Consider the following 12,160-nt stretch of genomic DNA (forward strand, 5'->3'; position numbering starts at 1 on the left):
CCCTTCCAAGATCCCTCAAGGCGCCAGCACCTCGATGATCCGCCGCCCGATATACGCCGCATGCGTTTCCAGCGCAAAGTGACCGGTATCCAGCAACTCAACCTGCGCGTCCGGATTGTCCCGCTTGAACGCCTCGGCGCCAGGCGGAATGAAGAATGGATCGTTGCGGCCCCAGATGGCCAGCGTCGGGATTTTCGCGGAGCGGAAGAAGGCCTGGAAATCCGGATACCGCTTCAGGTTATTGGCGTAGTCCAGAAATAGATCGAGCTGGATTGCCTTGTTGCCCGGTCGCTCAAGCAGTGCGGCATCGAGCGTGTAGCTTTCTGGCGCCACGTCGTCCGGATTGGCCACGCCATGCACGTATTGCCACTTGGTCCCCTCGAAGTTCAGCACGGCGTCCGCGATGACCTGCCGATTGGCCGAGGTCGGCTCTGCCCAGTAGGCACGGACTGGCGCCCAGGCATCGCCCAGGCCTTCGAGATAAGCATTGCCATTCTGCGAGACCAGGCCGGTCACCCGCTCCGGGTGGGCAAGCGCCAGGCGCAGCCCGACGGGCGCGCCATAGTCGAAGACGAACATCGCATAGCGCTTCAGGTCCAGCGCATCGACGAAAGCGCCGAGCGATACGGCCAGGTCATCGAACGTGTACCGATAACCACGCTCCTCGGGTACTTCGGTGAAGCCGAAGCCGGGCAGATCCGGGGCAATCACACGAAAACGCGTGGCCAGAAGCGGGATCAGGTTGCGGAATTGATGCGAGGAACTGGGGAACCCGTGCAGAAGCAGCAACACAGGCGCATCGGGATCGCCCGCTGCGCGATAGAAAAAATTCAGGCCGTCGGCTTCCATGCGACGAGTTTGGATCTGGCTTTCAGAGGTGCTGGACATGACGATCTCCGTGGTCAAGGACTGGATCATTGGCTGAATTCCTACAGGCCGTTCGGGCCATTCTTTCTCTTTTCTAGTAACCTGTCAATTTAAGTTTTACAGGTTACCTAAATAGAAGAAAGCTATTGCCAGGATAGGTTCATGCAAAAAAAATCCGGCCAGGGCGGCCGGATGGGCGGGCAAGCGGGCGCTCAGGAAGCCGCGTCCTGCACTTCTCTTTGGCGAAAAGCCGCCACCTTGTGGCGATTGCCGCAAAGCGCCATGCTGCACCACCTGCGACGATGGGATCGCGTGCGATCGTAGAACCAGAGGGAACAGAGCGGACTTTCGCATTTGCGCACCAGCTCGAAGTCGCCGTGCACGAGCAACTCCGCGGCGGCCTCCGCGGCGGGAAGCAGCCACTGATCGGGGGTGGCCGCATCATAGCGGCGTGCCAGGCTCGGCACGCCCGCCACCTCGGCCAGCTCAAGATGACTGCCGCCGGCCGCGAGCGCCCGGTTGAGCGCGTTAAGTTTGAGTGGCAATCCCGCTTTTCTTTGGGCGACCAACGCGCGCACTGTCTCGCGCAAGCTCCGCGCCGATTCGAGCAGGCCCTTGGGCGCCTTGCGCTGGGCGGGCGCAAAGCCCGCGGCGTCCAGCCAGGCCCGCACATCGTCGTCCGACTGCAGGCGGTCGCGCGGGCCATCGTCGGATTGTTCGACGGTGTTGATCAGATCTAGCGCCGCGTCATCACCCAGCAGGCGGAATTCAGGCTTGGGGGTAGTAGTGGTCATGAGATTCTCCACCTGGAATGTAACCACTTAATCTACGGCTATCAAGTTACAAGAAGAAGGTGCTCCGGCGTAGGCCCTCGTCTGCGAGGTGTGCAGTTTTACGCCGCCCCCCGCGATTCTGTGGCAACAATGCCTGCCGGCGTGCCTGCAAACTACAATTCCGCTCGGTAATTTTCACTGCGACGCCATTTCTCCGATCCACCCCAGCTTCGCACCGTCCATTCCGAATAAGTGAGATAGCATGCAAATCGCGATTGCCTCCGACCACGCCGGATTCGAACTGAAGGAAAAACTGAAGAAAGCCTTCGAATACGTCGATTGGCTAGACCTCGGAACCCACAGCGCAGACTCGGTTGACTACCCCGCTTTTGGCTTTGCAATGGGGAAAGCCATCACGGACGGCAGAGTCCAGAAAGGCGTCGTGATTTGCGGTTCGGGCATAGGCATTTCGATCGCCGTCAATCGTTTCCCTGCCGCAAGAGCCGCCTTGTGCACCAACGCCACCATGGCTCGCCTGAGCCGCCAACATAATGACGCGAACGTATTGGCGCTTGGAAGCAGAATCATAGGAATCGAGGTCGCGCGCGAGTGTGTCAGCGCTTTCCTGGACACTCCCTTTGATGGCGCCCGTCATCAGCGTCGAATCGACATGTTGAGCGCGGTGGCCCCGGCTCAGACCTGACGCGTCGTCATGCGCAGCCGCCAGGCGATGTGGCCAGCAGTCTTGTGACTTGTTCGAACAGGTGTTTGCGGACGGCGAGGCGGCTGCGCTGTCGGGCTGACAGTTCCGGTATATTCAGCCGACTCCCCCCTTGGATCCCAGGCCCTCGATGCTTCGCTCACCGTTCCGTATGCCCCGTAACGTCCGCAGTTTGCTTACGCTGGCCGTCCTGTCCCTTTCGGCCACCCAGGCTTGCGCCACGCCTCGCACCGTCTACGCTGGAACACTGCAAGGCGCCGGCGACATCGTGCTGGAACTGGACACCGAAGCAGCGGCCAACGGCAGATTGACTGGCCGCTACTTCTACGCAAAGCACGGCGTGGACATCCCCCTGCAAGGCACAGCCGGGGAACTCTTCGAGCCGAGGCCCCACCAGGGAGGCACGCCGGCTTCCAAGCCAACGGACCAAGCCGCAAGCTGGCAAGGCACGCGCGACGCCAACGGCTACCGCGGCCTCTGGACCGACGCCGGCACCGGCAAGCAACGCCGCTTCGACCTGAAGCAGGTTGCCCGGTACGACACGGACCAGCTGGAGCAAGACCGCAAGCAGGCCCGCGCCAGTCAGGTCAATCTCGGCGACATCGACGTCCAGGCAGGCATCAACGCCGCCCGCGCGCCCTACCAGACGCTGAAGCTGGCCGGACACGCCCAGCCCGTCGGCAAGGACATCGGCGACGGCGCCGTGGCCTATCGGATGTGGCGCGACCCGCGCACCAAATTCGTTTACCCGCGGCTGAGCCGGCATCCCGATGCGCAGGTCCTGCAGCGCACCAACTATCTGCTGGAACAGCGCCATTGGCAAAAAAGCCTGGGCGCGCTGGATTGCATGGCGTCGGCCTACACCAGCGGCAACCCCGGCGCTGGCACGCTGGGCGGCTTTGATGAGGAAGCGGTGAACGTCACCTGGCTGTCGCGCGCGCTGATGACGGTGACCGAGTCGGGCAGTCTGGACTGCGGCGGGGCGCATCCCTACAACCATTTCGAGCCCTACACCTACGATCTGCTGCGCGGCGAGTACCTGGACTGGAATCGCGTGTTCGATGCCTATGTGCCGGGCAAGCGCAGCTTTGGCGGGGAAAAGAGCCCGGCCCTGCTCGCGCTGGTGCGACAGGCGGTCAAAGCGGGAACGGAGACCCCACAGTCCGAGGATCATCCCAATCTGGAAGACTGCGCGGATCTGTGGCCCGACTACCTGGCACTGGGCGCGCAGGCGCCCGGCGCGCTGAGCCTGTCAGTGTCCGGAGTCGGACACTCGGCGGGCGCTTGCCTGGGCACGCATGCCAGCCTGCCGTTCAAGGCGCTGGCGCCCTATCTGAAGCCGGGCGGACAGGCATATCTGACAATCGAATGAGCGAAAATTACCATCCGCTTTCGCCACGCCGGATCGCGCCACCGCCAGCCTGAACCATCGTATGCATGCCAGCGCCCGCGGTCTCCTTGTGACGGTTCGGTAAAGCTGGATCTCATACCTTCGGATTCATCCCTGACGACGCTTGACCGCCAAGGAACTCGGTGCAAAAAATCGCATGACGATTCGAACGCCTGGAGCGCGCAGCGATGCCAATCACACTTTGCAGGTCCACCCTGTTCATCGTGGCATTCAGCATTCTTGCCGCCGGACATCCTGCCCAGGCGGCAGAATGGGAGCGCGAGCGCGATGAGATCGGGCTCTACAAGGAGCCGGTCTGCGACTTTGGCTTTCGCGTCAAAAGTGCGCTCGTCAATATCGCGAAGCAAGTGCCTACGGGCATTACGGCGACGAACGCGTCATGGGAAATGGAGGTTTTCAACAACCCCGAATCCAAGAGCTGGACGCTGGTCGGCAAAAGCAAGGCCGCCGATGCCAACTCCTCGAAGCTATGCCGGCTGAGCAGCGGTCAGCAATCGCCGTACGAAGAGCAGCCCTGGTTCAAAAATTACTTCGGCAAGTAATCATGGATCATCGATTCGTACAGAGCCGCTACGCGCTCAAGTACGGCGCGGCGCACGTTCTTCAGATCTGGCAGGGGCCGCCTTTGCCGGTGGATGCCAGCGGCCCCTGCGCTGCGCGCCGCTAATTTTTCGGCGCGTACCCGGCGATGTCCGCCAGCGGCCAGTACTCGCCTACCAGCCGTTCTCGCGGGAACGAGGTGATGGCGGCGGTGCTCAAGCCCACGCTATCGACAGAAATTATTTGTGTCGCCAGCCGGCGATAGCCTGCGCGGAAGTGGTTGGCGCCTTTGATCGCGATCAGCTTGTACGCGGTCACGTCGATGCCGTGGAGGAAGAAGGGTTCCTCGTCGTAGATCTGCTCGGCGCGCGAGGCAACGATCACGTCCACGCCCTGGATGACCAGGCGACACATGGCGCCCAGGTCAAACTTCACGCCTTCGAACATCGAACCCGCGCGATTGACGAAGCGGCCGTCGGTGATGGCCTTTACATAGGCGTGCACCCGCAACGGCTGGCCCTGGAAGCGGCCCTGCTTGGCGCCCAATGACACGCTGATGGTCGCGCCCACGCCGGCCTGGCGGGCCTGCTCAACCACGGACGCATCGTTGATGGAAGCGAAGCAGCAGGTTCCGGGCGCGGGATTGGCGTCCAGGATGGCGCGCAACAGATAGGTGCCGTCGCCAGGCGTGCCGCCGCCTGGGTTGTCTGCATATTCGTTGACGACGACGGGACCGCGTCCGGCGGCCAGCGCCATGGCTACGCCCTGCTCCGGGCTCGGCAGCGATGGCCGGAACGCCTCCCGGTGCTCCCAGATCCATTGCGCGACTTCGTCCGCGCAACGCTCGGCCAGCTCCTGGTCGCCCGCCGTGGTGCAGACCACGGCCGGGCATGGCGCGGCGATATCCGCAAGGGGAAAGCCATGGAACCAGGAACAGTCGATGACGCCAGGCAGCGCGGCCAGCCTGACGCACACGGCGTTGACCTCGGCCGGAACAAAGCCTTCCTGCGTCGTGACGATGTAGGGCAGCATGGGCAGGCGACGCATGACGGTTACCGGCTTCAGCCGGCCGCCGATGATATCGAGCAGCAGCGCCACGGCTTCGACCGCCCGGTCGTGAAAGTCGGTATGCGGATACAGTTTGCAGGGCAAGGTCAGGTCGCATGCCTGCCGCATGGCCTCGGTCATGTTGCCATGCAGGTCGTAGACGGCGGCGATGGGCACATCGGCGCCGACCAGTCGGCGGACCGCCAGGCACAGATCGCCCTCGATATCCTCGATGCCGTCGGCGACGCCGGCGCCGTGCAGCGCCAGCAGCACGCCGTCCACCGGCAAGGCGGCGTGGATGCCGTCCAGGATCCTGCGTTTCATCTCGGCATAGGCCTGGGCCTCGATCGTGCCCGAGGGCGTGGCCTGGCCGACGAAGGTGTAGACCAGCTCGGCGCCGGTCTGCCGGGCGCCTTCGATGAAGCCGCCGACCTGGTGATTCGATCTGTCGAAGGCTTGCAGTATCTCGTCCTTGCCGTATTGCTCAAACGCGCGCAATGGCGTCTGGCCGGCAAACTCGGCGGCATAGGTATTGGTTTCATGGATCAGGCCGGCGACGGCGAGTCGCGGCGCAGTGGCTGGAGTGTGTGCCATGGTGTGTGCCTTGCCCTCAGCGGTTGGCTTTCTTGGGGTCGAAGCTCAGCGCGATCAGGGCGCTGACCAAAAGCGAACCGGCGATGATGTAGATGGCCGGCACGGTGCTGTGGTACATGTCGCGGATCCAGCCTATCAGGTAGGGGCTGACGAAGCCGCCCAGGTTGGCCAGGCTGTTGATGATGCCGATCGAGGCGGCCGCGGTGGCGCCGCCCAGGAAGGCGGTGGGCAGCGTCCACATGATGGGAGAGAAGCTGATGATCCCGGCGGCAGCCACAGAAAGCGAGATGACGGCCAGCGTCAGGTTGGTGCCCGCGGATACGCTGGCGGCCAGTCCCGCCGCGCCCAGCACCAGGATGAAGACCAGGTGCCAGCGGCGTTCGCGGCGCAGGTCCGAGCTGCGGCCGACCAGGATCATGGCCACCATGGCGACCAGATAGGGAATGGCGCTCAGCAGGCCGATGCGCAGGCCGCCCTCGGCGCCGGCGTCCTTGATCAAGGTCGGCAGATAGAAGCCCAGGGTGTACAGCGCCATCATTGCCGGAAAGGTCATGGCAACGATTTTCCAGATGCGCGCGTCGCGCAGCGCCTGCAACAGCGGCATGTGCTCGCGGCCCGCGTTGTCCGCGGCGATGTCGTGTTCGATCAGCTTGCGCTGTTCCGGCGTGAGCCAAGCGGCATCCTGGACGCGGTTGGTCAGGATCAGCAGCACCCCGATGGCCAGCGGAATGGTGGGCAGCGCTTCCAGCACGAACAGCCATTGCCAGCCCGGGTGCCCGCCGACCAGATGGAATCGCTCCATGATCCAGCCCGACAGCGGGTTGCCGATAAGGCCGGCCACCGGAATGCCGGCCTGGAAAATGGCCGTCATCTTGGCGCGGCGGCGGTTGGGAAACCAATAGGTCAGGTAGAGGATCACGCCGGGGTAGAAGCCGGCCTCGGCCACGCCCAGCAGAAAGCGCACCGTGTAGAACTGCCAGGGCGCGGTGACGAAGGCCATGATGCCGGACAGGATGCCCCAGGAGATCATGATCCGCGCGATCCAGAGGCGCGCGCCCACGCGGTGCATGATCAGGTTGCTGGGCACTTCGAACAGCATGTAGCCAATGAAGAACAAGCCCGCGCCCAGGCCATAGGCGGCCTCGCTGAACTGCAGGTCGGCCAGCATGTTCAGCTTGGCGATGCCGATGTTGATGCGGTCCAGGTACGCGACCACGTAGCAGAGCATCAGAAAGGGAATGAACCGCAGCGCGACCTTTCTGTAGGTCGCGTCTTCAAAGGCTTGCTGGTCCGGGCGCGCGGCGCGGCCGGCGTGGATGGTTGCACTTCCGCTCACAGGTTTTCTCCTCGGTATTTGATTTTTTGTGTGTTGCGGCCTAGGCCGCGCGACGCTGGCTGAGCTGCCTGGCGTGGTCCTGGAAGCCGCGCAGCGCTTCAGGGGGCACCAGCGATCCGCCAGTGGCCCAGATCACGTGTGTGGCTCCAGACATGTCGATGCCCTGCACATAGGCTCGCCCGGCGGCGGAGCCGTCAAGCCAGCCCGGCCCCGAAACCGCGGCAGCGGCCGACGGTTCGACCTCGACGCCCAGGGTGTCCTGGAGCGCAAGCAGGTTCAGGTAGAGTTCGTCATCCGATACGGTGAAGACGCCGCCAAGCTGGGGCCGCATCAGCGATGCCACCAGTTCCGATGCCTGGCCGACAGCCAGGCCATCGGCTTCGGTGCGGTTGTCCAGGCCGATGTCGTAAACCGACACGGGGCCATCCGCTTGCGACGCAAGCTGCACCAGAAAGCAAGGCGACGCGACGGGCTCGGCAAAGAAGCAATGCACATGAGACCCGAACAAAGCCTTCAGGCCATGGCTGATGCCGCCGGGCGCGCCGCCCACTCCGCAAGGGATGTATACGAACAGCGGGTGTCCGGCATCAACCGCGCGGCCCGCTTCGGCCAATTGCCTGGCCAATCCGCGGGCTGCGGCGGCATAGCCGAAGAACAGCAGTTCGGATTGCTCGTCGTCGACGAAATGGCTGCGCGGCGCGGCCAATGCCTGCGCCCGCCCTGCCGCGACCGCTTCGGCGTAGTCGCCAGCGTGTTCCACCACGCGCACGCCGCGCTTGCGCAGCCGGTCTTTCTTCCATTCCTTCGCATCGGCGGACATATGGACCACGGCATCGAATCCCAGCGCGGCCGCCATGACGCCGATGCTCATGCCCAGGTTGCCGGTGCTACCCACGGTCACGGCATACTGGCTGAACAAGGCGCGCGCCTGCGGCGTCGCCAGGACGCGCCGGTCCGTCGCCGCGTCCTTGAGCAGGCCGTGCTCCAGCGCAATGGATTCGGCAATGGCCAGCACCTCGTGAAAGCCGCCACGCGCCTTGATCGATCCGGCGACGGGCAGCTCGTCGTCACGCTTGAGATACCAGCTGCCCGACGCGGCAGCGCCGCCCATCGCCTGTTGCAGCGGCTTGGCGGCCATCAGCCGGGACTCGATACGCCCGCCCGAGGCGGCAAGCTCGGGAAACAGCTGCGCCAACAGCGGCGCGCAACGCGCCAGCCGGCTTTCCGCCTGGTCGATCAGGTCCAGCGATGGCGCCGATTCGGGCAACGGCCCGCCCCGTGCGGGGTTGAGCCATAGCAAAGGCGTTCTTGATTGAAGATTTTCTAATAGCAGGGGATCGAAATCGGCGGTCATCATGAACTTGCAGGTTGATGGTTCGGCGCAAATCGTAGATTCCGCAGGCGTGCAAGAATAGCGATCATTTCTAATTCAGCCATTAGCACGACTTATGCCTGTCCATTTCGACTCCACGTTGCTGGGCGCCCTGCGCTGCTTTGACATGGCCGGCCGCCATCTCAGCTTCACCCGGGCGGCGGCGGCCATGAACCTCACGCAGAGCGCGGTGAGCCAGCAGATCCGTCAGTTGGAAGACCGCCTGGGCTACCTGCTGTTCGTGCGTCAGCAGCGCGGGCTGAAGTTCACGTCCAAGGGCGAGACGCTATTCGCGACGGTCAGCCGCGCGCTAGGCGACATCCAGCAGGAAATCGAACGGCTGGGCTTGCCGGCGTCCGCGCTGCAGGTCAATTGCCTGCCGTCCTTCGCGCTTCAATGGCTGATGCCGCGCCTGACGGAATTCCATCGCTTGCAGCCGGACGTGTCGGTGCGGCTGAAGGCGGAGTTCCAGCCGCTGGACCGCAAGCTGATGGAGGAGGAAGACATAGACATCGCCATCCGCTACGACCCGGCGCACTACAGCCATTTGCAGGCCGACGCCTTGCTGGACGAATATCTGCTGGTGGTTGCAACGCCCGAATACCTGGCCGCGCACCCGGCGTTTCGCACCGGCAAGTCCATCGATGGGGTCGAGTTCCTGCACGACGCCTCGCCTTGGGTCGGGGCTGCGGAGTTCATCGAGTGGCGCACCTGGATGCAGGCGCATCGGCCCGGATGGATCCGCCACCTGGAGGGCCCGCAGTTCAACCTGGCCAGTCTTGCCATCGGCGCCGCGCTGAATCATCAGGGCGTGGCCATCGGGCGCAGCGCGATGGTCTACGACGAGATCCGCAGCGGACGGCTGGTCGACGTGTTCGGCAAGCACGCGCCCGCGCCGGCGCGCTATGTGCTGCTGTCACGCCGGCCTGAAGAGCGGCGCACCCGGATCTTTTCCGAATGGCTCAAATCCGAGTGCCGCCACTTCGACGACGCGCGCTCGGCGCTGATCGGGTGCGCGCGCGGGTAGCTTTCCGCTCAGAAGCGATACGCTACGCCTGCGCTGAACGACCTGCCGTTGCCGGGCAGGAAGATCGGCATCGCGGGCGTGGCTGTATTGCGGATGGCGTAGCTGCTGGCATAGGTCTTGTCCGTCAGGTTGTCGGCCTGCACGTATCCGCTCCAGTGCGCGTCGTGCTCGTAGGCGACCTTGAAGCCCAGCAACGCATAGGCGTTCTGCTGCGTGCCCGGCGCGTTGGCGTGGTTGGTTTCAGTGTCGCTCATCAGCCAGCGCAGATTGGGACCGAAGCGCCAACCGCCCAGGCGGTACATCACCTCCGCGCTGAGCAAGTGGCGCGGCACGCCGGCGATGCGGTTGCCCTGGTACTCGCCGCTGCGGAAGCGGAAGTCGCTGAAGGTATATGCAATGCGGTAATCGAACAGGCCGTCGCCGGGTGCGGGCAGGCTGCCGTTGATGCCGGCTTCGATGCCCTGGTGGCGGGTGCGGCCGGCGTAGTTGTAGGTGCCTGCCGGCGTGCCGTTGGCGTTGGTGACGGACATGAGTTCGTCTTCGACCTTGCTGCGGTACAGGGACACGGTCCAGTTCAGGTCGCGGCCAGCGACGAGAACCGTGCCGTCTCCGCCGATTTCATAGGTCAGCGCACGCTGCAGGTCGAGCTTGCTCATGGACGTGACCGCGGTGGCGGGGTTCATGGGCGCGGGCACTTCGCCATTGACGATTTCCCAAAAGGTGGGGGCTTCGTTGCTGCGGCTGATGTTGGCGTACCAGCGCTGGGCGGCGGCAGGCTGCCAGATGATGCCCAGGCGCGGCGTGGCGTAGTTCCAGTCCTGATCCAGGGTCTTGCCGCTGTTGCGTTCGCGCGCGTCGCGCACGGCCTGGGTGTACTTGAGGTCGCCGACCAGGCTCAACTGCTCGGTCACATGCCAGTCCAGGCCGACCAGCGCGCTGCGGTTCTCGGCCTTGAGATCATAGGCGCCGAAGCGTTGCAGGCGGCGGCCGTCGGCGGGGCGTATGGCGTAGAGGTCGCGGTCCATGTCGCTGCGCTGCCAATCGAGCGCGACGCGGTAATCCACGTTTCCGGCCTTGCCGGCCAGCTGCCATACCAGGCCATAGGTATCGCCGTCCGTGACGTTGGCGACCTGGGGATTGGTGAAGTCATCGTTGGTGCGCTGCCAATAGATGCCCGCGGTCTGGTTGAGCGCGTCCGTGCCCCAATAGCTGCGGTTGGCGATGCGGAACTGGCTGGTGTCACGGTGCGGATCGCGCTTGTAGACGTTGTTGGCCAGGTCCAGCGGCGTATTGCCGTCGCCCAGCACGCTGCGCGGATCCTGAAGCATGCGGGCCTTGGGCACGGGCTGGGGAATATCGAACTTGAGGTCCGTGTAGGACAGATACGTGCGGTTTTCAAAGGTGCCGCGGCGAAAGCCCAGGTTGCCCTGGAAACTTGTGCGCTCGGATGAGGAATGGTGGCGGTAGCCGTCGGACTTGTCATAGCCGAAGCTGAAGCGGCCATCGATGCGCTCGCCTTCAAAGCCCTTGGATAGCGTCAGATTGCGGGTGCCGAAGCTGCCGGTTCCCAAACGGATGACGTCGCTCTGGGTGCCGGTGAGGGACTGGAAATCGACCTCCCCGCCCAGCGTGGTCGCGCCTGGCGATAGCGCGTTGGCGCCGCGCCGCACCGTGACCAGGCCTGCGTTGCGCGGTTCCAGCAGGCTGATGATGAAGGAGCCGTCGGCATCGTTGAGCGGCAGACTGTCCTGCATCAGCAGGATGCCGCGGCTCAAGGGATTGCTCTGGATGCCCGAACCGCGGATGTTCAGGCGCGGCTGGTCCAGCCCGCCGAAGAATTCCTGCACGATGACGCCGGGCTGGTAGTCCAGCGCGTCGCGCAGGGTAATCAGGCGTACTTCCTGCTGCGGCTGGGCCAGATTGGTGCCGCCGGGCACGGTCTGCAGTTCGGCCTCGGCCTGCTGCGGACCAGGGTCGAGGGCGCGCGTCAGGGATAGTCCGGATACGACCACGGGCGCCAGCGAGGGCACGGCCTGGCTGGCCGGGGCCACGCGGAGCTGGCCGGCTTCCTGGGCAAGGGCGGTGGACAGGCCTAGGGCGCTGAGAGTGAGGCTGGACGCCAGTTGGCGCAGGACGGGGGACGTCATGGGAATGCTTCCGCGTAGAGCTGAATGGGCTGGGTTACCAGGACAGATGGAACATGGCTTTGGCCAGCAAGACGATGCCGACCATGTGACAGAAGACGCTGATGTGCACGCGCCTGCGCAGCGCGCTGTGCAGGCGCTGGCGCCGCGCCAGCGTCATGGCCGTGACCACGTGGACCAGCACGCTGGCGGCGAGCGCGATCTTGATCGACAGCAGCAGGCCGAAGGACGAACTGCCGGGGCTGGCGAGCGCGCCACGGTACTGCCAGGCCATGCCCAGGCCCGCCAGGTACAGCGCGGCCACCGCCCAGGGCACCACGGCGCGCAC

Annotated in this window: 12 protein-coding genes; 5 read left to right on the forward strand and 7 right to left on the reverse strand. The window is 64.5% G+C overall.

The window, feature by feature from the left end; genetic code table 11:
• Positions 1-15 precede the first annotated feature (15 nt).
• Positions 16-888 carry an alpha/beta hydrolase gene (locus tag VIR09_RS27285; RefSeq protein ID WP_332015710.1) on the reverse strand — a complete coding sequence of 291 codons (873 nt, stop codon included), beginning with the start codon at positions 886-888 and terminating at the stop codon, positions 16-18.
• Between the two features lie 191 nt (positions 889-1,079).
• Positions 1,080-1,661, reverse strand: coding sequence for a CGNR zinc finger domain-containing protein (locus VIR09_RS27290; protein WP_332015711.1), 582 nt, complete (start codon positions 1,659-1,661; stop codon positions 1,080-1,082).
• Between the two features lie 241 nt (positions 1,662-1,902).
• On the opposite strand from VIR09_RS27290, the gene rpiB reads away from it, so the two are divergent.
• The 4 genes from rpiB (at position 1,903) to VIR09_RS27310 (ending at position 4,439) form a co-directional block, all read left to right on the forward strand.
• The gene (gene rpiB / locus VIR09_RS27295) at positions 1,903-2,343 is read left to right on the forward strand and encodes a ribose 5-phosphate isomerase B (RefSeq protein WP_332015712.1); all 441 of its coding nucleotides are present in this window, start codon (positions 1,903-1,905) and stop codon (positions 2,341-2,343) included.
• A 169-nt stretch (positions 2,344-2,512) separates the two neighbouring features.
• Complete coding sequence (locus VIR09_RS27300; protein WP_332015713.1) at positions 2,513-3,733, forward strand: hypothetical protein; 1,221 nt, start codon at positions 2,513-2,515, stop codon at positions 3,731-3,733.
• 206 nt (positions 3,734-3,939) lie between these two features.
• On the forward strand, positions 3,940-4,314 hold the full coding sequence (locus VIR09_RS27305; RefSeq protein ID WP_332015714.1) for a hypothetical protein: 375 nt from the start codon (positions 3,940-3,942) through the stop codon (positions 4,312-4,314).
• A gap of 2 nt (positions 4,315-4,316) precedes the next feature.
• The gene (locus tag VIR09_RS27310) at positions 4,317-4,439 is read left to right on the forward strand and encodes a hypothetical protein (protein ID WP_332015715.1); all 123 of its coding nucleotides are present in this window, start codon (positions 4,317-4,319) and stop codon (positions 4,437-4,439) included.
• Here the strand turns inward: VIR09_RS27310 and VIR09_RS27315 are convergent.
• From VIR09_RS27315 to VIR09_RS27325, 3 genes are read right to left on the reverse strand one after another with little or no spacing between them, the layout of a single operon-like run.
• Positions 4,436-5,953: a M81 family metallopeptidase gene (locus VIR09_RS27315; RefSeq protein ID WP_332015716.1), complete on the reverse strand. Its 1,518-nt coding sequence runs from the start codon at positions 5,951-5,953 to the stop codon at positions 4,436-4,438. The genes VIR09_RS27310 and VIR09_RS27315 overlap by 4 nt on opposite strands.
• A 16-nt stretch (positions 5,954-5,969) precedes the next feature.
• A complete protein-coding gene (locus VIR09_RS27320) occupies positions 5,970-7,289 on the reverse strand; it encodes an MFS transporter (RefSeq protein ID WP_332015717.1) in 1,320 nt (439 codons plus the stop codon).
• Positions 7,290-7,329: 40 nt separating this feature from the next.
• Complete coding sequence (locus VIR09_RS27325) at positions 7,330-8,646, reverse strand: D-serine ammonia-lyase (protein ID WP_332015718.1); 1,317 nt, start codon at positions 8,644-8,646, stop codon at positions 7,330-7,332.
• A gap of 91 nt (positions 8,647-8,737) precedes the next feature.
• On the opposite strand from VIR09_RS27325, the gene VIR09_RS27330 reads away from it, so the two are divergent.
• Complete coding sequence (locus VIR09_RS27330) at positions 8,738-9,688, forward strand: LysR substrate-binding domain-containing protein (RefSeq protein WP_332015719.1); 951 nt, start codon at positions 8,738-8,740, stop codon at positions 9,686-9,688.
• An 8-nt stretch (positions 9,689-9,696) separates the two neighbouring features.
• Here VIR09_RS27330 and VIR09_RS27335 read toward each other — a convergent pair whose 3' ends face one another.
• Entirely contained in the window at positions 9,697-11,835 is a 2,139-nt protein-coding gene (locus VIR09_RS27335; protein ID WP_332015720.1) for a TonB-dependent receptor family protein, read from the reverse strand.
• Positions 11,836-11,869: 34 nt separating this feature from the next.
• The coding region (locus VIR09_RS27340) for a hypothetical protein (RefSeq protein ID WP_332015721.1) at positions 11,870-12,160 on the reverse strand (291 nt) is incomplete at its 5' end.

It is taken from the genome of Achromobacter sp., assembly GCF_036567245.1.
GTDB lineage: Bacteria > Pseudomonadota > Gammaproteobacteria > Burkholderiales > Burkholderiaceae_B > Achromobacter.

Coding starts and splice junctions, on each gene's coding strand:
- VIR09_RS27285 (WP_332015710.1), bottom strand. CDS start 888: ATGTCCAGCACCTCTGAAAGCCAGATCCAAACTCGTCGCATGGAAGCC.
- VIR09_RS27290 (WP_332015711.1), bottom strand. CDS start 1,661: ATGACCACTACTACCCCCAAGCCTGAATTCCGCCTGCTGGGTGATGAC.
- rpiB (WP_332015712.1), top strand. CDS start 1,903: ATGCAAATCGCGATTGCCTCCGACCACGCCGGATTCGAACTGAAGGAA.
- VIR09_RS27300 (WP_332015713.1), top strand. CDS start 2,513: ATGCCCCGTAACGTCCGCAGTTTGCTTACGCTGGCCGTCCTGTCCCTT.
- VIR09_RS27305 (WP_332015714.1), top strand. CDS start 3,940: ATGCCAATCACACTTTGCAGGTCCACCCTGTTCATCGTGGCATTCAGC.
- VIR09_RS27310 (WP_332015715.1), top strand. CDS start 4,317: ATGGATCATCGATTCGTACAGAGCCGCTACGCGCTCAAGTACGGCGCG.
- VIR09_RS27315 (WP_332015716.1), bottom strand. CDS start 5,953: ATGGCACACACTCCAGCCACTGCGCCGCGACTCGCCGTCGCCGGCCTG.
- VIR09_RS27325 (WP_332015718.1), bottom strand. CDS start 8,646: ATGATGACCGCCGATTTCGATCCCCTGCTATTAGAAAATCTTCAATCA.
- VIR09_RS27330 (WP_332015719.1), top strand. CDS start 8,738: ATGCCTGTCCATTTCGACTCCACGTTGCTGGGCGCCCTGCGCTGCTTT.
- VIR09_RS27335 (WP_332015720.1), bottom strand. CDS start 11,835: ATGACGTCCCCCGTCCTGCGCCAACTGGCGTCCAGCCTCACTCTCAGC.